The organism is Pseudomonas sp. TH10 (genome assembly GCF_016651255.1).
GTDB lineage: Bacteria > Pseudomonadota > Gammaproteobacteria > Pseudomonadales > Pseudomonadaceae > Aquipseudomonas.
Window position 1 is genome coordinate 1 of sequence record NZ_JAEKEG010000175.1, and the last position, 24,899, is coordinate 24,899.

20 protein-coding genes and 4 pseudogenes are annotated in these 24,899 nt (G+C 60.5%); 14 read left to right on the forward strand and 10 right to left on the reverse strand.

What is annotated here, in order from left to right:
• Together JFT80_RS23065 and emhA are read right to left on the reverse strand one after the other, a co-directional pair.
• The coding region (locus JFT80_RS23065) for an efflux RND transporter permease subunit (protein WP_201149683.1) at positions 1–2,998 on the reverse strand (2,998 nt) is incomplete at its 3' end.
• Positions 2,999–3,001: 3 nt separating this feature from the next.
• A complete protein-coding gene (gene emhA, locus JFT80_RS23070) occupies positions 3,002–4,159 on the reverse strand; it encodes an efflux RND transporter periplasmic adaptor subunit EmhA (RefSeq protein ID WP_201149685.1) in 1,158 nt (385 codons plus the stop codon).
• A 266-nt stretch (positions 4,160–4,425) separates the two neighbouring features.
• On the opposite strand from emhA, the gene emhR reads away from it, so the two are divergent.
• A complete protein-coding gene (emhR, locus tag JFT80_RS23075; RefSeq protein WP_103307022.1) occupies positions 4,426–5,058 on the forward strand; it encodes an efflux system transcriptional repressor EmhR in 633 nt (210 codons plus the stop codon).
• 323 nt (positions 5,059–5,381) lie between these two features.
• Here the strand turns inward: emhR and JFT80_RS23080 are convergent, their stop codons facing one another.
• Genes JFT80_RS23080 through JFT80_RS23090 form a run of 3 tightly spaced genes read right to left on the reverse strand, consistent with a single transcriptional unit; the run spans position 5,382 to position 7,963 of the window.
• Entirely contained in the window at positions 5,382–6,431 is a 1,050-nt protein-coding gene (locus JFT80_RS23080; RefSeq protein ID WP_201149686.1) for an alkene reductase, read from the reverse strand.
• Positions 6,432–6,459: 28 nt separating this feature from the next.
• The gene (locus tag JFT80_RS23085) at positions 6,460–7,626 is read right to left on the reverse strand and encodes an MFS transporter (protein ID WP_201149687.1); all 1,167 of its coding nucleotides are present in this window, start codon (positions 7,624–7,626) and stop codon (positions 6,460–6,462) included.
• Between the two features lie 34 nt (positions 7,627–7,660).
• A complete protein-coding gene (locus JFT80_RS23090; protein ID WP_008080109.1) occupies positions 7,661–7,963 on the reverse strand; it encodes a helix-turn-helix transcriptional regulator in 303 nt (100 codons plus the stop codon).
• Positions 7,964–8,133: 170 nt separating this feature from the next.
• On the opposite strand from JFT80_RS23090, the gene JFT80_RS23095 reads away from it, so the two are divergent.
• A complete protein-coding gene (locus tag JFT80_RS23095) occupies positions 8,134–8,712 on the forward strand; it encodes an ACP phosphodiesterase (RefSeq protein WP_201149688.1) in 579 nt (192 codons plus the stop codon).
• Between the two features lie 119 nt (positions 8,713–8,831).
• Here the strand turns inward: JFT80_RS23095 and JFT80_RS23100 are convergent, their stop codons facing one another.
• Together JFT80_RS23100 and olsB are read right to left on the reverse strand one after the other, a co-directional pair.
• Positions 8,832–9,623 carry a 1-acyl-sn-glycerol-3-phosphate acyltransferase gene (locus tag JFT80_RS23100; protein WP_201149689.1) on the reverse strand — a complete coding sequence of 264 codons (792 nt, stop codon included), beginning with the start codon at positions 9,621–9,623 and terminating at the stop codon, positions 8,832–8,834.
• The gene (olsB, locus tag JFT80_RS23105; RefSeq protein WP_201149690.1) at positions 9,623–10,378 is read right to left on the reverse strand and encodes an L-ornithine N(alpha)-acyltransferase; all 756 of its coding nucleotides are present in this window, start codon (positions 10,376–10,378) and stop codon (positions 9,623–9,625) included. Before olsB ends, JFT80_RS23100 begins: the two co-directional genes overlap by 1 nt.
• 153 nt (positions 10,379–10,531) lie before the next feature.
• On the opposite strand from olsB, the pseudogene JFT80_RS23110 reads away from it, so the two are divergent.
• From JFT80_RS23110 to JFT80_RS23130, 5 genes and pseudogenes are all read left to right on the forward strand, one after another.
• Positions 10,532–11,405: pseudogene (locus JFT80_RS23110) on the forward strand (acyl-CoA dehydrogenase).
• A gap of 365 nt (positions 11,406–11,770) precedes the next feature.
• Positions 11,771–12,866, forward strand: a pseudogene (locus JFT80_RS23115) (serine hydrolase domain-containing protein).
• The gene (locus tag JFT80_RS23120) at positions 12,863–13,192 is read left to right on the forward strand and encodes an amidase (protein WP_201149691.1); all 330 of its coding nucleotides are present in this window, start codon (positions 12,863–12,865) and stop codon (positions 13,190–13,192) included. Before JFT80_RS23115 ends, JFT80_RS23120 begins: the two are co-directional and overlap by 4 nt.
• A 205-nt stretch (positions 13,193–13,397) precedes the next feature.
• Positions 13,398–13,989: pseudogene (locus JFT80_RS23125) on the forward strand (YceI family protein).
• 5 nt (positions 13,990–13,994) lie between these two features.
• A pseudogene (locus JFT80_RS23130) lies at positions 13,995–15,151 on the forward strand (phosphatidylserine/phosphatidylglycerophosphate/cardiolipin synthase family protein).
• Between the two features lie 124 nt (positions 15,152–15,275).
• Here the strand turns inward: JFT80_RS23130 and bglX are convergent.
• Positions 15,276–17,567 carry a beta-glucosidase BglX gene (bglX, locus tag JFT80_RS23135; RefSeq protein WP_201149693.1) on the reverse strand — a complete coding sequence of 764 codons (2,292 nt, stop codon included), beginning with the start codon at positions 17,565–17,567 and terminating at the stop codon, positions 15,276–15,278.
• 237 nt (positions 17,568–17,804) lie between these two features.
• Here bglX and JFT80_RS23140 point away from each other — a divergent pair, with 237 nt between their 5' ends.
• From JFT80_RS23140 to JFT80_RS23155, 4 genes are all read left to right on the forward strand, one after another.
• A complete protein-coding gene (locus JFT80_RS23140; protein ID WP_045061101.1) occupies positions 17,805–18,413 on the forward strand; it encodes a LemA family protein in 609 nt (202 codons plus the stop codon).
• 31 nt (positions 18,414–18,444) lie between these two features.
• The gene (locus JFT80_RS23145; protein ID WP_201149695.1) at positions 18,445–19,194 is read left to right on the forward strand and encodes a YgcG family protein; all 750 of its coding nucleotides are present in this window, start codon (positions 18,445–18,447) and stop codon (positions 19,192–19,194) included.
• Between the two features lie 28 nt (positions 19,195–19,222).
• A complete protein-coding gene (locus JFT80_RS23150; RefSeq protein WP_122837779.1) occupies positions 19,223–19,840 on the forward strand; it encodes a TPM domain-containing protein in 618 nt (205 codons plus the stop codon).
• Positions 19,841–19,937: 97 nt separating this feature from the next.
• Entirely contained in the window at positions 19,938–21,152 is a 1,215-nt protein-coding gene (locus JFT80_RS23155; RefSeq protein WP_201149697.1) for an SAM-dependent methyltransferase, read from the forward strand.
• Between the two features lie 91 nt (positions 21,153–21,243).
• On the opposite strand, the gene JFT80_RS23160 is transcribed toward JFT80_RS23155, so the two are convergent.
• Positions 21,244–22,134, reverse strand: a complete 891-nt coding sequence (locus JFT80_RS23160; RefSeq protein WP_201149699.1) for a DMT family transporter — start codon at positions 22,132–22,134, stop codon at positions 21,244–21,246.
• A 380-nt stretch (positions 22,135–22,514) separates the two neighbouring features.
• On the opposite strand from JFT80_RS23160, the gene JFT80_RS23165 reads away from it, so the two are divergent.
• The 3 genes from JFT80_RS23165 to JFT80_RS23175 all read left to right on the forward strand — a co-directional run bounded on the left by JFT80_RS23165 (position 22,515) and on the right by JFT80_RS23175 (position 23,859).
• A complete protein-coding gene (locus JFT80_RS23165) occupies positions 22,515–23,096 on the forward strand; it encodes a DJ-1/PfpI family protein (protein WP_201149701.1) in 582 nt (193 codons plus the stop codon).
• A 13-nt stretch (positions 23,097–23,109) separates the two neighbouring features.
• Positions 23,110–23,415 carry a ribbon-helix-helix domain-containing protein gene (locus JFT80_RS23170; RefSeq protein WP_201149703.1) on the forward strand — a complete coding sequence of 102 codons (306 nt, stop codon included), beginning with the start codon at positions 23,110–23,112 and terminating at the stop codon, positions 23,413–23,415.
• Positions 23,416–23,514: 99 nt separating this feature from the next.
• A complete protein-coding gene (locus JFT80_RS23175; protein ID WP_201149705.1) occupies positions 23,515–23,859 on the forward strand; it encodes a YegP family protein in 345 nt (114 codons plus the stop codon).
• A 143-nt stretch (positions 23,860–24,002) separates the two neighbouring features.
• On the opposite strand, the gene JFT80_RS23180 is transcribed toward JFT80_RS23175, so the two are convergent.
• A complete protein-coding gene (locus tag JFT80_RS23180; protein ID WP_201149707.1) occupies positions 24,003–24,884 on the reverse strand; it encodes a dihydrodipicolinate synthase family protein in 882 nt (293 codons plus the stop codon).
• Positions 24,885–24,899 lie beyond the last annotated feature (15 nt).

The window sequence follows — 24,899 nt, forward strand, 5'->3', positions numbered from 1 at the left end:
TGGCATGTTGGCTGCCCGAACCGGCGCCGGTGGAGATCGCCAACGGTACAACACCGAGGACGAAGGCCAGCGACGTCATGATGATCGGTCGCAGACGCATGCGGCAGGCTTCGATCGCCGCGTCACGCAGGCTGCGTCCCTGTTCATGCAGTTCCTTGGCGAACTCGACGATCAGAATGGCGTTTTTAGCTGCCAGACCGATGGTCGTCAACAGGCCCACCTGGAAGTACACGTCGTTGGACAGACCGCGCAGGCTGGTGGCCATCAGAGCACCAATGATCCCCAGCGGCACCACGAGCATGACCGCGATCGGAATCGACCAGCTTTCATACAACGCCGCCAGACACAGGAACACCATCAGCAGCGACAGGGCGTACAGCGCTGGCGCTTGCGAGCCGGACAGACGTTCCTCGTAGGACAGACCGGTCCAGGAGATACCGACACCGGCCGGCAGCTTCTTGGCAATCGCTTCGACTTCGGCCATCGCTTCACCGGTGGAATAACCCGGCGCCGGAGAACCGAGCACCTCCATCGCTTCCACGCCGTTATAACGGGCCAGTTTCGGCGAACCGTAGATCCACTCGCCCTTGGCGAAGGCGGAGAACGGCACCATGGTCCCGACGTTGTTGCGCACGTACCACTTCTTCAAGTCTTCAGGGCTCATGCGAGCACCGGCCTGACCTTGCACGTAAACCTTCTTCACCCGACCACGGTCGATGAAGTCGTTGACGTAGCTACTACCGAAGGAGATCGACAGCGTGCTGTTGATGTCGGAGAGGCTCAAGCCAAGGGCCTGGGCTTTCTCGTCATCGATTTCCAGATGGTATTGCGGCTCGTCGTTCAGGCCGTTCGGACGCACCTGATAGAGCACTTTGCTCTGCGCTGCCAGACCGAGGAACTGGTTACGCGCTTCCATCAGTTTTTCGTGACCGATACCGGCACGATCCTGCAGGAACACGTCGAAACCTGTGGCGTTACCCAACTCCAGTACGGCTGGCGGAGCGAAGGCAAACACCATCGCATCGCGGAAACTGAAGAAGTGTTGCTGGGCACGCTGCGCCAGGGCAAACACGCTGTTACCCGCGTCACGCTCGCCCCACGGTTTGAGCATGATGAACGCCAGACCCGAACTCTGACCACGACCGGCGAAGTTGAAGCCGTTCACGGTGAACACCGAGGACACGGCACCCGCTTCTTTATCCAGCAGGTAGGAACGCATCTCGTCGATCACCACTTGGGTGCGTTCGGCGCTGGAGCCGGCCGGGGTTTGCACCTGAGCGAACAATACGCCCTGGTCTTCTTCCGGCAGGAATGCAGTTGGAATGCGGGTGAACAGCCAGATCATACCGACGACGATCAGCAAGTACGCCAGCAGATACGGCGCCTTGCGTTGCAGCATGTTGCCTACACCGCGCTCATAGCTTCTGACACCGCGGTCGAAGTTACGGTTGAACCAGCCGAAGAAACCTTTTTTCGGCGTGCCGTGCTCACCTTTCGCAATCGGCTTGAGCATGGTGGCGCACAGCGCCGGGGTGAAGATCAGTGCAACCAGTACCGACAGGGCCATGGCCGAGACGATGGTGATCGAGAACTGCTTGTAGATCACACCGGTAGAGCCGCTGAAGAACGCCATCGGCAGCAATACCGCCGACAGAACAAGGGCGATACCGACCAGTGCGCCCTGGATCTGGCCCATGGACTTTTTCGTCGCTTCCTTCGGTGACAGGCCTTCCTCGGCCATCACCCGCTCGACGTTTTCCACCACGACGATGGCGTCGTCCACCAGCAAACCGATGGCCAGCACCATACCGAACATGGTCAGGGTGTTGATGCTGAAACCGGCGGCGGCGAGGATGCCGAATGTACCGAGCAATACCACCGGCACGGTCATCGTGGTGATGACGGTAGCGCGGAAGTTCTGCAGGAACAGGAACATCACCAGGAACACCAGCACGATCGCTTCGACCAGGGTTTCAACCACACCCTTGATCGACTCGGTCACTACCGGAGTGGTGTCATACGGGAAAACCACTTCCATGCCTTGCGGGAAGAACGGCTTGAGGTCGTCAATCGTCTTGCGCAGCGCTTTGGCGGTGTCGAGAGCGTTGGCACCGTTGGCCAGTTTTACCGCCAGACCGGAAGCCGGGCTGCCGTTGAACTGGGCGGAAATGCTCGAGTTCTCACCACCCAGGCCGACATCAGCGACATCGCCGACACGTACCTGCGAACCGTCCTGGTTGACCTTCAGCAGAATCGCCTTGAACTGCTCGGCAGTTTGCAGACGTGTCTTGCCGATAATCGTGGCGTTCAGTTGCTGGCCAGGCAGCGCCGGCAAACCGCCGAGCTGACCGGACGAGACTTGAACGTTCTGCGCCGAGATTGCGGTGCTGACGTCAGACGGGGTCAGGTTGTACTTGTTCAACTTGGCCGGGTCGAGCCAGATGCGCATTGCGTACTGGGCACCGAAGACCTGGAAGTCACCGACACCGGCAGTCCGCGAGATCGGATCCTGCATGTTCGACACGATGTAGTTGGACAGGTCGTCCTTGTTCATGCTGCCGTCGCGCGACACCACGCCGATCACCAGAAGGAAGTTCTTCACTGCCTTGGTTACACGGATACCTTGTTGCTGCACTTCCTGCGGCAACAGCGGGGTGGCCAGGTTCAGCTTGTTCTGAACCTGTACCTGCGCGGTGTCGGAGTTGGTGCCTTGCTCGAAGGTTGCGGTGATGGTCATGCTGCCGTCGGAGTTACTTTCCGAGGACACATAACGCAGGTTGTCGATACCGTTGAGCTGCTGCTCGATCACCTGGACCACGGTGTCCTGCACGGTTTGCGCCGAAGCGCCCGGGTAGGTCACGGAGATCGCAATGGCCGGTGGCGCAATGCTCGGGTACTGGTTGATCGGCAATTTCAGGATCGAAAGTGCCCCGACCAGCATGATCACCAGGGCAATTACCCAAGCGAAAATCGGACGGTCGATGAAGAATTTTGACATGAGTTACTCCCCTTTGCCGCCAGCGGCTTTGTCAGCTGCCTGAGCGGGGGCCGGGTTCTTTTTGCCCACGTTGGTGGCTTCGGTCGGATTCACCTGCACACCTGGGCGCACGTATTGCAGCCCTTCGGTGATCAGTCGATCGCCGGCTTTCAGGCCGTCTTCGATCAGCCACTGGCTGCCCACGGTGCGACTGGCCTTGAGCTGGCGCAGCTCGACCTTGTTGTCCGGGCCCACGACCAGTGCCGTTGGCGCGCCCTTGAGGTCGCGAGTCACGCCTTGCTGGGGGGCCAGGATCGCTGCGCTGTTCACACCGGCCTGCAGCTGGGCGTGAACGAACATGCCGGGCAGCAGGGTGTGGTCAGGGTTGGGGAACACGGCGCGCAAGGTCACCGAGCCGGTAGTCGGGTCAACCGTCACTTCGGAGAATTCCAGCTTACCGTCGAGTTTGTACAGACTGCCGTCTTCCAGCGTCAGCTTGACCGCTGCCGAGTTGTCGCCGGATTTCTGCAGGCGGCCGCTTTCCAGCTCGCGGCGCAGTTCCAGCAGCTCAACCGAGGATTGCGTCACGTCGACGTAGATCGGGTCCAGCTGCTGGATTACGGCCATGGCGTCGGTCTGGCCGTTGCTGACCAAGGCACCTTCAGTGACCGAAGAACGGCCAATGCGCCCGGAGATCGGCGCGTAAACCTTGGTGTAACGGACATTGATCTGCGCGCTCTGCAAGGACGCTTCCGATTGCAGACGGTTGGACACGGCAGTGTCGTATTCCTGACGGCTCACGGCCTGCTCATCGACCAGTTGCTTGTAGCGATCAGAGATCGACTTGGTCGAACGCAGGTTGGCTTCGGCGCTTTTCAGGGTTGCTTCATAGACCGACGGATCGATCTGATACAGCTGTTGGCCGGCTTTGACATCGCCGCCTTCCTTGAACAGACGCTTGAGGATGATGCCGTTGACCTGTGGTCGCACTTCCGCGATGCGGAACGCACTGGTGCGGCCCGGCAGTTCCGACGTGAGGGTGAAGGCTTGTGGTTGCAGGGTGACGACGCCGACCTGAGGAGGCGGAGCGGCCGGTGCCGCTTCTTCCTTTTTACATCCGCTGAGCAGCGATGCCAGGGCGACGGCAGTGACCAGAGCGGTAACAGCTGGCTTGAATTGCATGAAGATCCTCGGGTCAGGCGCGCAAAAAGCGCACAAGAAGTGTGGAAGGGTAAAAAAATGCTGCCGGGTGGATAAGTAGCTTGCTAAGGAATATACTTACGTTCATGGTTGTTTGTAAATACCTTGGCTTCGTACCCACCCTGTTACAAAAGTCGTTGCAAGGTTTGAAATTGTAGGCCGGGGAACCGATTCACGAGAGATCGCCCCCTCTTTATTCAGCGGATATTCAGCCATCCCTGAAACATCCTGTTTGAGGTTTTACTGCCATGGTCCGTCGTACCAAAGAGGAAGCTCAAGAAACTCGCAGCCAGATCCTGGAAGCGGCAGAGAAAGCCTTTTATGAAAGGGGCGTCGCTCGTACGACGTTGGCGGACATCGCGACCATGGCCGGTGTCACCCGGGGCGCTATCTATTGGCATTTCAGCAACAAGGCCGATCTGGTCCAGGCCATGCTCGACAGCCTGCATGAACCGCTGGATGAGCTGGCCAAGGCCAGTGAGAGCGAGGACGAACTCGATCCGTTGGGTTGCATGCGCAAATTGCTGATTCATTTGTTTCATCAAGTTGCGCTGGACCCGAAAACCCGGCGTATCAACGAAATTCTGTTTCATAAGTGCGAGTTCACCGATGAAATGTGCGATCTGCGCCAGCAGCGCCGGGCGGCCAGTCTCGATTGCAATCTGCGTATCGGGCTGACCCTGCGTAATGCGGTGAATCGCGGCCAGTTGCCGGAAGATCTCGACACTGCCCGTGCGGCCATCAGCATTCATGCTTATATCGATGGCCTTCTGTATGGATGGCTTCTGGCGCCGGACAGCTTTGAGCTGCATGCCGAGGCCGAGCGTTGGGTCGATACAGGGTTGGATATGCTGCGCCTGAGCCCCAGCCTGCGCAAATGAAACAAAATGCGTAATTGGCACAGCTTATGTCAATTGGCCTGCTTTTATATACGTTCGCGGTGCGGGAGTTTATACGTAGCGAGCTACGCATTTTGTAGGGAATTTGTGTCGTCTGTGTGAATGAGTGTGAGCCGATTGCCCTCACCCTAACCCTCTCCCAGAGGGAGAGGGGACTGACCGAGGTGTTCTTTCGAGGTACGCCGACCTGAAATATTCGGTTGAACTCAGGTTTCGAACATTCCCCGGTCGGCTCCACGAAAAAAGCCCCCGACTCTCACAAGTCGGGGGCTTTTGCGTTTCTGCTGCCTTGTACTGAATAGCGCTTACAGCGTCGGGTAGTCGATATAACCGACCGGGCCTTTCGCGTAGAACAGCTCCGGACGCGCATCATTCAACGGCGCATCCGCCTTCAAACGAGCTGGCAGGTCCGGGTTGGCAATGAATGGCACACCGAAGGCGACGGCGTCAGCCTTGCCGCTGGCCAGCCATGCATTGGCGCTGTCCTTGGTGAATTTTTCGTTGGCGATGTACGGGCCGCCGAAAGCTTCTTTCAATTGTGGGCCGAGGCTGTCAGCGCCTTCTTTCTCGCGGGAGCAGATGAACGCGATGCCGCGTTTGCCCAGCTCACGAGCAACGTAGGTGAAGGTTTCCGCCAGGTTGTCATCGCCCATGTCGTGGGAGTCTGCGCGTGGTGCCAGGTGCACACCGACACGGCCAGCGCCCCAGACTTCGATCGCTGCGTCAGTCACTTCCAGCAGCAGGCGTGCACGGTTTTCCAGGGAGCCGCCGTAGTTGTCGGTGCGCTGGTTGGTGCTGCTCTGCAGGAACTGGTCGAGCAGGTAACCGTTGGCGCCGTGGATTTCCACGCCGTCGAAACCGGCTGCTTTGGCGTTCTCGGCACCGGTGCGGTAGGCGTCGACGATGTCGGCGATCTCAGCGGTTTCCAGTGCCCGCGGGGTTGGGTAGTCGGCCATTGGACGCACCAGGCTGACGTGACCTTTAGGCTGGATGGCGCTCGGCGCAACCGGCGCTTCACCGTTCAGGTACGACGGATGAGAAACCCGGCCGACGTGCCACAGTTGCAGGAAGATCTTGCCGCCAGCGCCGTGAATGGCTTTGGTTACGTTGGACCAGCCGCGCACTTGATCGTTGGACCAGATGCCCGGAGTGTCAGGGTAGCCGACGCCCATTGGCGTGACCGAAGTGGCTTCGCTGAGGATCAGGCCGGCGGAGGCACGTTGTACGTAGTACTCGGCCATCAGTGCGTTTGGCACGCGTCCTTCGTCAGCGCGGCAGCGGGTCAGCGGCGCCATGATGATGCGGTTGGCCAGCTCGACGTCGCCCAGTTTGATCGGATCGAAAATAGTTGCCATGTCTACAACCCTCGTAAGTGAAAATTAATCAGTTGGTAGCAGGGGCCAGATCGGCATCGCCGTTCTGACGGAAAGTAATCAGCGTCACCAGCAGGGCGAGCACCGCGAGGGCCGCCGCTGCGAGCGGCACACTGGTCAGGCCGAAGCCATGGGCGATGACGCTGCCGCCGACCCAGGCGCCGAGGGCGTTGCCGACGTTGAACGCGCCGATGTTCAGGGTCGAGACCAGGTTCGGCGCAGCTTTGCCGAAGGTCACGACGTTGATTTGCAGTGCCGGCACTGCGGCGAACGAGGCGGTGGCCCAGAGGAACAAGGTGATTTCGGTCGGGATCAGCGCCACGCTGGTCCAGGTCAGCACGGTGGAGACCACGGCCATCGAGATGAAAACGCCAATCAGGGTCGCTGCCAGTCGCTTGTCCGCCAGCTTGCCGCCGATGATGTTGCCCACGGTAAGGCCCAGGCCAATCAACAGCAGGGTCCAGGTAACGCCTTTTGGCGAAACACCAGTGACATCGCCGAGCAGCGGTGCGACGTAGGTAAAGAGAGTGAACATCGACGCGGCGAACAGCGCGGTCATGCTCAGCGACAACCAGATCCCCGCGCCTTTGAGGGCCGCCAGTTCGGCGCGCATGTCGAGTTTCTCTTCATCACGCTTGGCTGGCAGGAAGCGGATCAGGCCGATCAGCGCGATCACGCCAATGACCGTCACCGCCCAGAAGGTCGAACGCCAGCCGGCTTCCTGACCCAGCGCGGTGCCCAGTGGCACGCCGAGAACGTTGGCCAGGGTCAGACCGGTGAACATCAAAGCCACTGCCGAAGCACGTTTGTTGGCTGGCACCAGATTGGCCGCCACCACCGAACCGATCCCGAAGAAGGCACCGTGGCACAGCGCGGTGACTACCCGGGCGATCATCAATACGTTGTAATCACTGGCCAGTGCGCAGAGCAGGTTGCCGACAATGAAAATGCCCATCAATGCCACCAGTGCTGCCTTGCGCGGCAACTTCGCGGTGGCCAGTGCCATGAACGGCGCACCGATTGCCACGCCCAGGGCATACCCGGTCACCAGCCAGCCAGCGCCGGGGATCGATACACCGAGGTCGGCCGCCACATCAGGCAGCAAGCCCATGATGACGAATTCGGTGGTGCCGATGGCGAAAGCGCTCAAGGCGAGTATGAGAAGCGAAAGGGGCATGCGGGGTTCCTTGTCGGCTGGCTGACGTTAAGGGTCAGAGCTCTTTACTGAGGGTGCTGAGGAACGCCTGAATCACGTCCTCGTTACGTTTGAAAAAATGCCACTGACCCGCCTTCTGGCTGCTGATCAGGCCGGCGCGTTGCAGCGTCGCCAGATGCGCGGAAACGGTCGACTGCGACAGGCCGCAGCGTTGGTCGATCTGTCCGGCACAAATGCCGTACTCGTGGTTGTGCAGCTGTTCTGGAAACTCGGCTTTGGGGTCTTTCAACCAGTTGAGAATGTCTCGTCGTACTGGATGCGCCAGGGCTTTTATTATTTCGTCGAGGTCAAGGTTCATGGCTGGGTGCTCGTGATGTGTACAACGCTATATCGCGATGAGGCGAACTTTAAATCGGTATTTCGCGATATACCAATATGATTTTGATCTGACGGCAGAACAAATCGGTATATCGGGTTATAACGATATGATGGTGTGAGGATTGCAGGGCGCGGTGCTAAGCTGCGCCCATGAACTATCTCGCACATTTGCACCTCGGTGGCCAGCGCCCCAGTCAATTACTCGGCAGCCTGTATGGCGATTTCGTCAAAGGTCGGCTGCAAGGGCAGTTCGCGCCGGAGGTGGAAGCGGCCATTCAACTGCATCGACGGATTGACGTATTCACCGATCGCCATCCGTTGGTGGACATCGCATTGGGGCGATTTACCGAGACACGGCGGCGTTACGCCGGGATCGTCATCGATGTGTTTTTCGACCATTGCCTGGCGCGGGACTGGCGGATGTACGCCGATCAGCCGCTGGAGGTCTTTACCGCTGACGTTTATCGGGTGCTGACCCATGAACGGCAGTTGCCCGAGCGACTGGCGAAGATTGCGCCGCACATGGTTGCCAATGACTGGCTGGGTTCGTACCAGGAGTTTGAAGTGCTGGAGCAGGTGCTGCGCGGCATCTCGCGGCGGTTGAGCCGACCGGAGGAACTGGCGGGGGCGATGCACGAATTGCGGGTGCTGTATGAGCCGCTTAGCGAGGATTTCCGGTTGTTCTACCCTCAGCTTCAGCGCTTTGTGCAGAACCATCCAGCAAAATAGACCTTGGGGAGACCCTGCTCGCGATTGCGGTCTGTCATCCAACAGAGTTGTCGACTGATACACCGCTATCGCGAGCAGCGCTCGCTCCCACAGGAGATTTGTTGTTTCGGGGAATGGTGTCAGGCAGCTATAGCAGGGCGCATCGGCCTTTGCTGCTGTTCCGGAATCGCCCCAAACAACGCCTTCTGCACCGCCTGCTGCGCCTCGAACGCCAGCGCCGCGCGCTCGCGGCCCTGGCAGGCCATCGGCTTGAGCAGGTGCACTTCGACATCGCCACAATCATTGCCGAACAGGCGCATCAGGTGCGACAGCAAGTCATCGTCGCCAACAAAAGGCGCCAGCGAATCGATCTCGCCATCGCGCAGATAACGAATCGCCACCGGTTGCAGCATCACCTCGGAATCAATCGCCGCCGCCAGCAAGCGACCATGAAAGGTGCGCAGCGAACGGCCGTCGGTGGTGGTGCCTTCCGGGAACATCAGCAGCGCATGTTCGGTTTGCAGGTGACGGGTCATCTGCTTGCGGATCAACTGGCTGTCGCCTGAACCGCGACGAATGAACAAGCTGCCAGCCTTGGCCGCGAGCCAGCCCGCCACCGGCCAGGTGCGCACCTCGGCCTTGGACAGGAACGACAGCGGGGTGAGCATGCCCAGCAGCGGAATGTCGGTCCAGGACACGTGATTGCTGACCCAGAGCATCGGCTGCTGCGGCAGTTCGCCGTGGACGGTCACACGAAAGGGCAGGGCATTGGCCAGGCGCGCCATGAAGAAGCGCGACCAGCGCTGACGGCGTTCCATCGAATGTGCGAGGCCAATGCGTTCAAATACGCCGAAGACGCTGGCCATGGTCAAACCCAGCGACACCACCAACAACACTCGCGCGATTCGCGCGTACACCCGCAGCCGGCTCATTACACGGCCGCCTTGAAGTGCTTGGCGTAACGCGGGCAGAGTTCGTCGCGCTTGAGCAGGATAAACACGTCGGCGACCTGGAAGTCTTCATCCCAGCATGGCTCGCCGCAGATCTTCGCGCCCAGGCGCATATAAGCCTTGAGCAGCGGTGGCATTTCAGCGATGACGTTGGAGGGAATATCCAGCGTCGGCAGCGGCTTTTTCGGCTCGGCGCGCAGGTGTTCGGTGCACAGGTAGCGCTCGCGCAGGCGCTGCATGATCGCATGGGCCTGGATTCCGCCATCCTGCATCGGGATGCTGGCACAGCCCATCAGGTAGCTGTAGCCGCCCTGGTTCAACACTTCGGCCAGCTCACCCCAGAGCACGGCGATGGTGCCGCCGTTGCGATAGGCGGGGTCGACGCAGGTGCGCCCGATTTCCAGAATCGGGCCCTGCAAGTGGACCAGGCCATGCAGGCTGAACTCCTCTTCGCTATAGAACCTGCCCAGGCTGCTCGCGGCCTGGTGGTCAAGCAGGCGGGTAGTCGCTACCAGGCGGCCGGTGTTCAGGTCGCGCACCCCGATGTGGGCGCAGTGAACGTCGTAGTCATCCATGTCCAGACCCCACTCCGCGCCCTTCAGCTTGGCGTTGAACTCGCCGCTGAAGACGTTGAATCGCAAAGCCTGGGCTTGCTGCAAGGCTTCGGCGCCGATCAGGCGTTCGGCTTGCAGGCGACGTTCATTGCCGGTGTCGCGGATGCGGGCGATCTGAGTCATGTGAATCTCCGTACGGGCCTTTAACCCGTCGTGGGTTGCAGCCGATCGACTTTCTTTATGCAGCCGTGTTGTGCAAAGTCAGGCTATGTAGCCCCGGTGTCATCGCCATGAAGCTTTGGTGATGCTTGTATGACAGCCCTTGAGGAGCCTTCAATGCCTTGGCAGAACCTGTTGAAACGTTGTGATCGAGTGCCGGCCAGTGCGGACCTGGCGGAAGGCTTTGCCAATCTTTTGCAGCAACTGGGGAGTGTCACGCCCTTCGAGCTGGCAGTGGCGGGCGGGCGATTGATGGCGACGCCGGGGCTGGCATTTCTGGTGGGGTATCAGGCTGCGTTACGCATGCTCTGGCCAAGCGCGCCGCTGAGCCTGGGCGCCATGTGTGCGACCGAGCAGCGCAGCCTGCGGGTGGCGGACATGCAGACTCGCCTGGGCGATCTACGTCTGAGTGGCCGCAAGGATTTCGTCACTGCGGGCAATGCCGCTGACTGGCTGCTGGTGGCCGCGCGTAGCGAGCAGCCCGGCGAAGCGCCTCGCCTGAGCCTGGCGGTGGTGTATCCAGGCGAGCCCGGAGTACGCCTGGAGCACCTGCCGTCGATCCCGTTGATGCCGGATATCAGCCACTGTCGGCTGTATCTGGAGAACGCCCAATGCGAATTGCTGGCCGGGGACGGTTGGGACGCCTACGTCAAACCGTTCCGCACCCTGGAAGATATCTATGTGCTGAGCGCAATGACCGCCTGGCTTTACGGTATAGGGCAGGACAGTGACTGGCCACGGTCCCTGCAACTGCGCTTGCTGGCGTTGCTCGCCGGATGTGCGGAAGTCAGCCGCCAGGCGCCGAACAATCCGGCAGGGCATGTGCTGCTGGGCGGTTTGTTCGCCCAGTTCGATCGGGCTCAAGGTCGAGATCGGCCTGGCGCTGGCGGATGGGCCGCCGCACTGGGCGGCGATGTGGCAGCGCGATCAGGCGGTGATGGATCTGGCAGCGGTGGCGCGGGACAAGCGGTTGGCCAAGGCATTGGCGTGAGCTGCGCTGGATTGAATGGCGCCATCGCGGGCAAGCCTTGCTCCTACAGGGATTTGCAGTGCACACGCGACTCTGCGCGACGTAGGAGCTGCCAGGCGAAACGAGGCTGCGATCTTTTGATCTTGCTGGTGGCTAAACCAGGTCAAAAGATCGCAGCCTCGTTTCACTCGTCAGCTTCTACCGTCTGGTCTGCCCCCAAAAGTGATAATTGATGTCTAGCATTTTGAGGCAGACCAGTCAGCGGTGTGGCCACTGACCTGTGGGAGCAAGGCTTGCCCGCGATGGCGTCTCAAAGGTCCCACTCAACTTAAAACTGTAATTAGCTTCAACTAGGCTTAACAGGTTCAACCTCCCGAGCCCTCACCATGTCCAAAGGTTTGTCCCTGTGTTTCCTGGTGATGCTCAGTGTCTGCGCCCGTGCCGAAACCTGGCCCGGGGAACAGTGGTCCAGCGGCCCGAGCCTGAGCGGGCCAACGCTGCAAGCCTTGGAGGCCTACGCATTCGCGCTCCGTAATGACAACACCCGGGCAGGTATACGCACCGATGCGCTGTTGATCATCCGCGACGGCCAGATCATCTACGAACGCTACGCCGGCCCAACCAGCGCGCAAACCCCACACCTGACCTGGTCGATCAGCAAAAGCCTGATGGCCGCCGTCCTCGGTGTGGCGTACGGCGAAGGCCTGTTCAAGCTTTCGGACCCGGTGCTGAAGTTCTATCCGGCGCTGGGAAAGCATCCGGCCATCAGCATGGCTGACCTGCTGCACTGGGCCTCCGGCCTGGACTGGCAGGAAGACTACGAGTACGCCCCGCTGAAGTCCTCGGTGGTGGCGATGCTGTATACCCGCGGTCATTCGAATATGGCCGCGTTCACCGCCTCCCATGACGCGTACGCCGAGCCCGGCCAGGTGTTTCGCTATTCCAGTGGCGACAGTAATCTGCTGTCCGCCGCGCTGAAAAACATCGTCGGGCCGGCGCGTTATCCGGACTATCCATGGACCGCCTTGTTCGAGCCGCTGGGCATCCGCGACGCGACCTGGGGAGGCCGACGCCAGTGGCACTTTCGTCGCATCCTCCTATGCCTACCTCACCGCCCGCGATCTGGCACGTATCGGTTTGCTGATGGCGCGCGACGGGCGCTGGGGCGAGCGGCAATTGCTGCCCAAAGACTGGGTTGCCTTCAATCGCGAGCCCTTCACGCGGTACAAGGCCCACCAGGACGCCACGGTGCCGGGCGGACATTGGTGGCTTAACCGCGCCGTCGAGGGTGCCGCGCGACCCTGGCCCGATGCACCTGCCGATACTTTCGCAGCACTCGGCCATTGGGGGCAGGCGCTGTACGTGATCCCCAGCGAAAACCTTGTGATCGTGCGCTATGGTGATGATCGCGATGGCAGCTATAACCACAACACATTACTCAGGCTGGTGCGCCGGGCAGTCGCCGGACAGGTGCAGCCGTGATTCGCCGCAGCTTTGTACGCCGCCGTCCTCTCACCACGCTGTGGTTGATTGTGCTTTTCGCCCTGCTTGGCTGGGTGTGGCAGGAGCGGGTGGCGCTGTGGGCGTTTCCTGACATCATCAGCGCCTACACGGCGAAGGAATATTGCTCGTGCCGTTACGTGATGAACAACCCCGCCGAGTATTGCCACCGCTATGTGAAGCAGTGGCTGCCGACCAGCGGTTTCGCGGATGACTCCGCCAGCAAGACCGTCTCCGTCAGTGGCTTGGGTCTCAGCAGCAGCGCGCAGTGGCTCGGCGCGCGTCAGGGCTGTCGCCTGATGCCCTGAAACCGGTAGCAACTGGAGAAACACTGCAGGAGTGAGCCTGCTCGCGATTGCGATCTGGCATCCGCTGCCAATGCTGGATGTGAAACCGCCATCGCGAGCAGGCTCGCTCCCACAGGATTTCGACTGCGATGTTTCGACGCCACAGTTTGCAATGCGCTCAGGGGCGGTTAAGGTTCGCTCAGGTTTATCTGCCCCACGAGTCTTTATGTTCAAGCGGTCCCTTTGCAAAACTCTCGCCTTTCTGTTGCTGGCCGGCGCTACTGCGTCGGCCCAGGCCAACTGGTACCTGGACGGCGAATCCTCGCGGCTGTCTTTTATCAGCACCAAGAACGCCAACATTTCCGAAGTGCAACGCTTCCTCGTGCTGCACGGCAAGGTCAGCCCCAAAGGCCTGGCGGAGGTCGAAGTCGAGCTGGACTCGGTGAACAGTGGTATTCCATTGCGCGACGAACGCATGCGCAAGGAGCTGTTCGACACCAAGACCTTCCCCGAAGCCCTGATCACTACGCAAATTGATCTGGGCCCGATCAACTGATCTCGCCTCCGGTGCCCAGCTCGAGTTGCGCCTGCCGGTGACCGTTAACCTGCATGGCAAGACCCACGAATACAACGCCGAGCTGTTGGCGACTCGTCTTGATGACCGGCGATTTCAGGTAGTGACGCTGGAGCCGCTGGTGATCAACGCGGCGGACTTCGACCTGGCGCCGGGGCTGGAAAGCTTGCGCAAGGTCGCCGGCCTATCGGCGATCAGCCTGTCGGTACCGGTGGGTGCGGTACTGATCTTCACGGCGCGCTGACTGCCATGGCCGGTGCGATCTTCCCCTGGCGTGAAGGCAACAGCTTTGAGCTGTTGATCGATGGTCCGCAGTTCTTCCCGCGAATGCTGGTGGCGATCGCACGCGCCGAGGAACAGGTCGAACTGGAGCTGTATCTGGTGGAGGCGGGCGCCTGCGCCGAAGCCATGGTGCAGGCGTTGACCCAGGCCGCCGAGCGCGGAGTGCGTGTGCGCTGCCTGTTCGATGACTATGGCAGCCTCGCATTTACCCAGGCCCTGCGTCAGCGCCTGATAGCCGCTGGCGTGGAGTTGCGCTTCTACAATCGCTTGAGCTGGCGGCGCTGGGTGGGCAATCTTTATCGTGACCACCGCAAACTGCTGTTGGTCGATCAGAGCCTGGCGGTGGTCGGCGGCACTGGCGTCACCGATGAGTTCTGGAGCCCGGGGAGGACGTCAGCGAGTGGCACGAGGTCATGGTGGAAATTTCCGGTCCTCTGGTGATCGACTGGCAGTTACTGTTTGACCGCCAATGGATCGCCAACCGCCATCGCCGCGCCTGGAGGCCTGCGGCGCATTTCGGTTTGCCGCGCCTGCCCAAGGTGCCTTCCACGGGCGAGGGCATGGGGCGGGTGGCGTACGCTGATGCGCGCCAGCACCGCGATATCCTGCAGTCGCTGATCCGTGCGCTGAACAGCGGGCAGAAACGTATCTGGCTCGCCACGCCCTATTTCCTGCCGACCTGGAAGGTCCGTCGCTCGCTGCGCCGCGCTGCGTCGCGGGGGATCGATGTGCGGCTGCTGCTCACTGGGCCGCGCACCGATCACCCGTCGGTCCGCTACGCCGGGCATCGTTATTACCCCCGGTTGCTGAAGTCTGGCGTGAAGATCTTCGAGTACCAGCCCTGTTTCCTGCACTTGAAAATGGTCCTGGTCGATGACTGGGTCAGCATCGGCTCGTGCAATTTCGATCACTGGAATTTGCGTTTCAACCTGGAAGCCAACCTTGAAGCCCTGGACCCGGGGTTGACCCGAGCGGTGGTGGCCAGTTTTGTGAAGGACTTCGGGCTGAGCCAGTTGGTGAGTCTGGAGGCGTGGCAGCGCCGGCCGTTGTGGCGGCGGGTGAAGCAGCGGATCTGGGGCTGGGTGGATCGGGTGGTGGTGAATTTGCTGGATCGGCGGGGGTAGTCGTAAATTATTGTGGGAGCGGGCTTGCCCGCGATGACGGCCTGACAGTCAACGTAGATGTTGGATGTTATGGCCTCATCGCGAGCAGGCTCGCTCCCACAGGTGTTTTGCGGTGTGCTCGCTGTTACAGCAACTCGAAGCTCTGCTGGGTCACGTCCTGCGAATCCAGGCCGATCTGCACGTTGAACTTGCCAGGTTCGGCCGCGTATTTGAGCTGGGCGTTGTAGAACTTCAGGTCATCCTCGCTGATGGTGAAGTGCACGACTTTCTGTTCGCCGGCCTTGAGCAGGATTTTCTGGAAGTTCTTCAGTTCTTTCACCGGGCGGATCATCGAACCGGTGACGTCCTGAATGTACAACTGCACCACGGTTTCGCCGTCCCGCTTGCCGGTGTTTTTCACCATGACACTGGCGTCGAGCTTGCCGGTGGCGTTCAGCGTGGTCGACGACAGCGCCATGTCGCTCAGGGCAAAGTCGGTGTAGCTCAGACCATAACCGAACGGGAACAGCGGCCCAGTCGTGTCATCGAAATACTGCGAGGTGTAGTTGCCCGGCTTGCCCGGTGTAAACGGCCGGCCAATGCTCAGGTGGTTGTAGTACGTCGGGATCTGGCCCACGGAACGCGGGAAGGTCAGGGGCAGTTTGCCCGAGGGGTTGTAGTCGCCGAAGAGCACGTCGGCGATGGCGTTGCCGCCTTCCGTGCCGCTGAACCAGGTTTCCAGAATGGCATCTGCCTGGTCCTTTTCTTCAAGGATCGACAGTGGACGCCCGTTCATCAACACCAGGACCAATGGCTTGCCGGTGGCCTTGAGGGCCTTGATCAGTTCGCGCTGGCTGGCGGGGATGTTCAGGTCGGTGCGGCTTGAGGACTCGTGGGACATGCCACGGGATTCGCCCACCGCTGCCACTACCACATCGGCGTCCTTGGCCGCTTTCACGGCTTCGTCGATCAGCACTTGGGCCGAGCGCGGATCATCCACCACTTCCGGTGCGTCAAAGTTCAGGAAGTTAAGGTAATCCAGGACCTTCCTGTCGCTGGTGATGCTGGCGCCGCGGGCGTAGATCAACGTTGCCTTGTCGGCCATGGCCGCGTTCATGCCGTCGAACAGGGTCACTGATTGCGCGGGTCTGCCGGCAGCGGCCCAACTGCCCATCATATCGATTGGCGCCTTGGCCAACGGACCGACCAGGGCGATCTTCGCGGTTTTCTTCAGCGGCAGGGTTTCGTTCTGGTTCTTCAGCAGGACCAGACTGCGGCGCGCCACTTCGCGGGCGTCGGCGCGGTGCAGACGGCTTTCGGCGTAGGTGTCGGCCGGATCATCTTCAGCCTTGCCGATGCGCAGGTACGGATCCTTGAACAAGCCCATGTCGTACTTGGCCGCGAGCACTTCGCGCACCGCGTTGTCGATGTCTTGCTGTTCGATCTCGCCGGACTTGAGCAGCCCCGGCAGCTCTTTGCCGTACAGGGTGTCGTTCATGCTCATGTCGATGCCGGCCTTGATCGCCAGCTTCGCCGCTTCACGACCGTCGCGAGCGACGCCGTGCTTGATCAGTTCGAAGATCGCACCGTGGTCGCTGACCGCCAGGCCCTTGAAGCCCCAGTCCTTGCGCAACAGGTCATTCATCAGCCAGGTGTCGGCGGTCGCCGGTACGCCGTTGATCGAGTTCAGTGCCACCATGACTCCGCCGGCGCCAGCATCAATCGCGGCGCGGTACGGCGGCAGATAGTCCTGGTACATCTTGACCGGGCTCATGTCGACCACGTTGTAGTCGCGACCGCCCTCTACCGCGCCATACAAGGCGAAGTGCTTGACGCTGGCCATGATGCTGTCGGCCGCATTCGCGCCGGCACCCTGGAACGCCTTGACCATCACCCCGGCGATGCGCGACACCAGGTAGGTGTCCTCGCCGAAGCCTTCGGAAGTGCGGCCCCAGCGCGGGTCGCGGGAGATGTCGACCATCGGTGCGAAGGTGATGTCGAGACTGTCGGCGGCGGCCTCTTTGGCAGCAATGCGCCCGGACAGGCCGATGGCGTCCATGTCCCAGCTCGACGCCAGGGCCAGCGGAATCGGGAAAATCGTCCGGTGGCCGTGGATCACGTCATAGGCGAAGAACATCGGGATCTTCAACCGGCTACGCATCGCTGCGTCTTGCATCGGACGGTTTTCCGGGCGGGTGATCGAGTTGAACGTGCCGCCGATGTTGCCGGCGGCGATCTCTTTGCGGATCAGCTCGCGGGGCATTTCCGGGCCGATGCTGATCAGGCGCAACTGGCCGATCTTCTCGTCGAGGGTCATTTGATTCATCAGGTTGCTGATGAACGCGTCCTTGTTTTCCAGGGGTACCGGGGTCGTGGCGGCCAATACTTGATGACTGGCCAGGCTGACGAACAGACCCAGCAAACACAGCTTCTTCATGAATTGTCTTCTCGAAAGCCTAAGCGGCGATGACTTCGCGCCGGTCAGCCAAAATTGAGGGAGCGACTATTGTTGTTCAGGTAAATGCAGCAAACTTCTGAACTGTTTTAATCCTGGAGCATCTTTTAGCCCATCGGCAGGATGCAATCCAGTGGCGGCGCCGATTATGCCCCAAGAGCCGCGTTCAAAGTTCGCAGGTTGTTTTTTCAACGGAATGTGCAAGGGAGCGTCAACCAGATGAATGTACGACACCACTATCGGTCGAGCCTGCAGGTGGCCGCCCTGATGTTGCTGACCACGCTGTTGGCCGGCTGTGGCATCAACAATATTCCAACCCTGGACGAACAGGCCAAGGCCGCCTGGGGTCAGGTGCAGAACCAGTACCAACGCCGTGCCGACCTGATCCCCAACCTGGTGGAAACGGTCAAGGGCTACGCCAAACATGAAGAAGAAACCCTGACTGCGGTCATTGAAGCCCGGGCCAAGGCGACTTCGATCCAGGTAGATGCCAGCACCCTCGACAACCCGGAAAAGCTCAAGCAGTTCCAGCAGGCCCAGGATCAGCTGACCGGAGCCCTGAGTCGACTGATGGTGGTGTCCGAGCGTTATCCGGACCTCAAGGCCAATCAGAACTTCCTGGCGCTGCAGTCGCAACTCGAAGGTACCGAGAACCGTATCGCGGTCGCACGACGGGATTTCATCCTGGCAGTGCAAAAATACAATACCGAGATCCGTACTTTCCCTGGGCGCCTCTGGCACAGTGTGATGTACAGCGATCTGCCTGTGCGTGAAACCTTCGAGGCGACCAGCCCCGATGCCGATAAAGCACCTCAAGTGAAGTTCTGATCGGGCTGCATTACCACGGATGAGGTTGCCAATGCGCGTGTTGAAAGTTGGCCTGGTGCTGCTGCTTTGGGTGTTTGCCCTGGCGGCCCAGGCCGAGTTGAAGTTTCCCCAGCTGACCGGGCGGGTGGTTGATAACGCCCAGATGATCGAGCCCGTGGTTCGCGAGCAACTGGCCCAGCAACTCCAGGCTCACGAAAAAGCCACCGGTGAACAGTTGGTGGTGGTCACAGTGGCGGATTTGCAGGGCACAGACATTGCCGACTTCGGCTATCAACTGGGTCGGTACTGGGGCATTGGCCAGAAGGACAAGAACAACGGCGCACTGCTGATTGTGGCCCGGGATGATCGACGGTTGCGTATCGAGGTCGGTTACGGGCTGGAAGATCGCCTGACCGATGCGCAGAGTTCGGTGATCATCAATCAGGTCATCACTCCATCGTTCAAGACCGGTAACTTCAGCAAGGGCATCAGCGACGGCGTTGCGGCCATGCTGGTCGTGCTGGGCGGCAATCCGCTGGACGAACCTTCCACGGTCTACGAACCCCGCGGGGATCAGGACAGCGATTTCCTGTCACGGCATCCCGGGGTATTGGTGTTCCTCGTCATGCTGTTCATCCTCACTGTATTCGTCTGCCAGATGCTCGGCATCCTGCCCAGTGGTGGCGGTGGGCGGGGCGGTTCGGGCGGTTTCGGCGGTGGTGGATTCGGTGGCGGCGGTGGCGGTGGCTTCAGTGGTGGTGGGGGCAGTTTCGGGGGCGGTGGTTCGTCGGGCGGCTGGTGATGACAATAAGTGAGCGAGCGTTTCTGATATGGCATTACTGAATGAACACGAACAGCGCAAGGTCGCCGAAGCGATCGCGCGGGTGGAGCGCGAGACCGACGCCGAACTGGTCACCGTGCTCGCCGCTCGTGCGGACGACTATGCCTACATTCCACTGCTGTGGGCCAGCCTGCTGGCCCTGGTGGTGCCGGGTGTCATGCATTACCTGACCGGCTGGCTGACCCTGCACAGCCTGCTGCTGGTGCAATGGGCGAGCTTTATCGTGTTGTGCCTGCTGTTCCGCATCCCGCGCATCACCACCCACCTTATCCCTCGGTCGGTGCGGCATTGGCGTGCATCGAACCTGGCGCGCCGACAGTTCCTGGAGCAGAACCTGCACCACACGGTGGGCAGCACCGGGATGCTGATTTTTGTCTGCGAAGCCGAGCGTTATGTGGAAATCCTGGTGGATGAAGGGATCTCCAGTCGCCTGGATAACAAGACCTGGGACGCGATTGTCTCGACCTTTACCCACCAGGTGAAACAGGGTCAGACCTTGCAGGGGTTCGTGACCTGCGTCGAGGCCTGTGGCGAGTTGCTGAAGGTGCATGTGCCGGTTACCCATGCCAGGAACGAGTTGCCCAACCGTCTGGTGGTATTGGGTTAGGTTTCAGGGCCTGTGGCAAATAACCCCGTGCCCAAAGCGCCCATCCCCCTTAAAATAGCGGCATTCCCTGTTTGCTCCGCCTGAGGCTGTTTCTGTCATGTCCATTGTCGCCACCCCCGCCAGCCTCGCGCCGGATCACCACGCGCAGTTCATCGACTTGCTGCGTTCAAGCCTGGAGCAGCATGCGTTTATCAAGTTGGTACTGGCCAAGTACGTCGGTGACGAGCCGGATTTGCAGCGTGTGATCATCAAGCAGCTGACGGTGAAGGATCAGCCGTGCCTGTCTTTTGTCTACCGTTACAAGACCCGTGATATCACCAGGAACCTGGCGCTGGGCGAGGGCGTGGCCAGCATTGGCGCGTTGCTGCCGGCCTCGTTCAAGAATGCCCACTTGCTGTCGGTGACTGACGAAGCCCAGCTCGAATACAGTAAAAAGGGCAAGAGTTCGCTGTTCAAGAGTAAACCCCAGCAACTGCGCGAAGTGCCGTCCGCCGAGCACAACCGCGAGAAGAATCGTTTTCTGGACCTCAGCCGGCCGTTCCTTGCCGACCTCGGTGTGACCAACGGGAAACACGAACTCATCCCGGCGATGTCGCGTAAATGGAAGCAGATCAACAAGTTCATCGAGGTCTTCAGCCACGCCCTCACCACCTCGCCACTTGCGCTGGACAAGCCGGTTCGGGTCGCCGATTTTGGCTCAGGCAAGGGCTACCTGACGTTCGCGATTCACGACTACCTGCGCAACACGCTGCACGCCGAGGGCGAAGTGACTGGAGTCGAGCTGCGCGAAGACATGGTGACCCTGTGCAATGCCGCTGCTGCCAAGCTCGAGCATCCTGGGCTGGTGTTCAAATGCGGTGACGTGCGTAGCGTGGCGCCGAGCGAACTGGATGTGATGATCGCCTTGCATGCGTGTGACATTGCCACTGACTACGCGATCCATACCGGCATTCGGTCGGGCGCCTCGATCATCATGTGTTCGCCGTGCTGCCACAAACAGATCCGCCTGCAGATCCAGAGCCCGGCTTTACTCAAGCCGATGCTGCAATACGGTCTGCACCTCGGCCAGCAGGCGGAAATGGTCACTGACAGCTTGCGTGCGCTGTTCCTGGAAGCCTGCGGTTATGAAACCAAGGTGTTCGAGTTCATCTCGCTGGACCACACCAACAAAAACAAGATGATCCTGGCAGTCAAGCGCGCCGAGCCCGTGGACCCGGCGCAGTTGCTGGTAAAGATCCAGGAGCTGAAGGACTTCTACCGTATCAGCGAGCACTGCCTGGAAACCTTGCTGCGGGCTGATGGTTACCTCTGACGGGTGACCATGCCTGTAGGAGCAAAGCTTGCTCGCGATGGCGATCTCGATATCGTGAGCAGGCGTTGCGCCTGCTCCGGGCGGCGAGGCCTCATGAGGTCGCGATGCGGGCAGGTTTGACGGCGGTTTTACGGCCGAGCATGACGGTCGCAATCACCCCGCAAGCAAACACCCAGGTAATCGGCTCGACATGTTCACCAAAGAACAGCGCCGAAAACGCGATGGTGAAGAAGATTTGCAGCAACTGGATCTGACTCACCCGCGCGATCCCGCCCATCGCCAGCCCGGCGTACCAGGCGAAGAATCCCAGGAACTGCGAAAACAGTGCGACGTAGCCGAACGCCCACCAGGCTTTCGCCGAAACCGTCCCCTGATGTTGTAACGCCAGATAAAGCACCGGCCCGATCAGCAGCGGCGTCGACAGCACCAGCGCCCAGCAGATCACCTGCCAACCACCCATTTCCTTGGCCAGGCGGCCACCCTCGGCGTAACCCAGGCCGCCCACGGCAATCGCGCCGAGCATCAGCAAATCCCCGGCCTGAATGCTGCCAGCCCCGCTGTACAGCGCATAACCCAGGACCAGCGCGCTACCCAATGCGGCACAGGCCCAGAAAGCTTTCGACGGACGCTCATGGGACAGCCACGCGGCATACAGCGCCACGCACAAGGGTTGCAAGCCATTGACCAACGCACCGTGGGACGCCGGCAAGGTTTGCATCGCCCAGGCCGACAGCACCGGGAACCCGAGAATCACGCCGGCAATCACCAGGCTCAGGCCTTTGATCTGCTGCCAGGTCGGCCACTTCTCGCGGCGCCATAACAACAGCAACGCCGCCGGAATTGCCGCGAACAATGCGCGGCCCAAACCGTTGAGCAGCGGATGCAGTTCCTGCACCACGATGCGGGTGAAGGGCAGAGTGAGGCTGAAAATCACAACCCCGAGCAGGCCGAGGGCCATGCCGGTGTTTTCGCGCGAGGACATGATGGGAACCAGGATCAGGGATGATGGAGCGTGGCTTCATCTAGCCACAATCCACCGCGCCTGGACGGTTACAGATAGGCACAGAGTTGGGTGTACAGTTCGGGTAATCCCCGAACGTAGGAGCTGCCGAAGGCTGCGATCTCTTGATCTCGATCTTGATCTTGAGTCCCCCCAACACCGCCAAAAGATCGCAGGCTACGCCAGCTCCTACGCCGTCCGCATACAACCGCAGCCGCAGACGCAGCCGCAGCCGCAACCCCCATTACGCCCCGAACCAACCCAACCCATCCCAACGCCAGGCCGTAGTAGCAGGTTATTACCCACCCCCACAGATAAAGACTACCTTCAATACTCCCCTGTACCCCCAAGGAGTGCCCCTCATGGCTGCGAAAAAGATCCTGATGCTGGTCGGCGATTTCGTCGAAGACTACGAAGTGATGGTGCCGTTCCAGGCATTACTCATGGTCGGTCACACGGTGCACGCCGTGTGCCCGGACAAAGCCTCGGGCAACACCGTGCGCACTGCGATCCATGATTTCGAAGGCGACCAGACCTACAGCGAAAAGCCCGGTCACCTGTTCGCCCTCAACTTCGATTTCGCCAACGCCCGCGAGGCCGATTACGACGCGCTGCTGATCCCCGGCGGTCGTGCCCCGGAATACCTGCGCCTCAACGAAAAAGTTCTCGATTTGGTGCGTGCCTTCGATAAGTCCGGCAAACCCATCGCCGCGGTCTGCCATGGCGCACAACTGCTGGCAGCGGCTGGCGTTCTCGAAGGTCGCGAGTGCAGCGCTTATCCGGCCTGCGCCCCGGAAGTGCGACTGGCGGGCGGTACGTACATCGACATTGCAGTGACTGCTGGCCACGTTCAAGGCAATCTGGCCACTGCCCCGGCATGGCCGGCGCATCCGAGCTGGCTCGCCGGTTTCCTGGGTTTGCTCGGCACTAAAATCACTCTGTAACGAGGATTCGCCCATGTGCGAGCTGTACGTCAAGGCCGACCCGATTCTCTACGAGTCGCGCTCCCGCTCGCTGCGCATCTGCGGGGTGGTGACGACATTGCGCCTGGAAAATCAGTTCTGGGACATTCTCAGCGAGATCGCCGCAGTCGATGGCATGACCACCAATCAATTGATCGCCAAGCTGTATGAAGAGGTGATGGATTATCGCGGGGAGGTGGTGAATTTTGCGTCGTTCTTGCGCGTGAGTTGTATGCGCTATCTGAGTCAGCGGCGGGTGATTGCGCCGGAGTTGTCGGTGGTGCGTGCGGCGGTGAAGTAGCGTTAACCGCGTCGCCGCCATCGCGGACAGGCGACAGATACCCTTGGCTGGTCTTTACTCTTTGGCGCGAGACCATTCAATCGCCAAGGAGAAACGAGCATGTCCGGATGGTACGAATTGAGTAAAAGCAGCAACGGCCAGTTCAGGTTTGTGCTGAAAGCGGCGAATGCCGAAACGATTCTGACCAGCGAGCTGTACACCACCCGTGTCGCTGCCGACAAAGGCATTGCGGCAGTGCAGAGCAACAGCCCGCTGGAAGAACGCTACGAAAGGAAGACCACCAAAGACGGCCATCCTTACTTCAATCTAAAGGCTGGCAATCACGAGGTCATCGGCAGCAGCGAATCCTACGCCAACGCTTCGGCACTGGAAAAAGGCATCGCCAGCGTCAAGGCCAACGGCCCGAGCACGGTGATCAAGGACAAGACTCTGCCGGTGCTCTGATCACCCTCCCTCAAACCCGATACTCATCTCTCGGTGGGAGTGAGCCTGCTCGCGATGAGGCCATAACATCCAACATCGATGTTGACTGTCAGGCCCCATCGCGAGCCGGCTCACTCCCACGGGGTAGGTGTGGACTGTCCGGATCAGCTCAATTCTTTCAATAACGCCGTCAACTGACCGACACCCGCTTCAGCCAGCGCAAACACTGGCAAGCGGGGTTCGCCCGCTTCCAGCCCGGTTGCACGCAGCCCGGCCTTGATCGTCGCCGGCAAACCACCCTTGAGAATGAAGTCCAGCAACGGCAACTGGCGGTAGAACAGATCCCGCGCCCGATCCAGGTCGCCGGCCATGGCCGCGTCATAAAGATCCAGATTCAGTTGCGGGATCAGGTTCGGTGCCGCCGTACACCAACCTTTCGCCCCGGCGGCGAACGCTTCCAGCGCCAGCGGATTGCAGCCGTTGTAGAACGGCACTTGACCCTCGCCGAGCAGTTGCAGCTTGTGCATGCGCTGGATGTCGCCGGTGCTCTCCTTGACCATGGTTACGTTTTCCACGGCGTTGACGATGCGCAGAATCAGTTCGACCGACATGTCGGTGCCGCTCGTGGCCGGGTTGTTGTACAGCATGATTGGCACGCCGATGCTGTCGCCGATTGCACGGTAATGGGCGAGTATTTCCGCTTCGCTGAGTTTCCAGTACGAGGCCGGCAGCACCATCACCACGTCGGCGCCATGGGCTTCGGCGAAACGTGCACGACGCACGGCTTTGGCGGTGGTCAGGTCGGAGACGCTGACAATGGTCGGCACACGGTTGGCCACGTGTTTGATGCTGAACTCGGCGACCTGATCCCACTCCGCATCGCTCAGATAAGCACCTTCGCCGGTGCTGCCCAGTGGGGCGATGGCGTGAACGCCGCTGTCGATCAGGCGATCGATCGATTGGCCGAGGGCCGGCAGATCGAGGGTTTCGCCATTGGCGCTGAACGGGGTGATGGTGTAGCCGATGATGCCGTGAATAGTGGACATGGTTGTCTCTCCGTA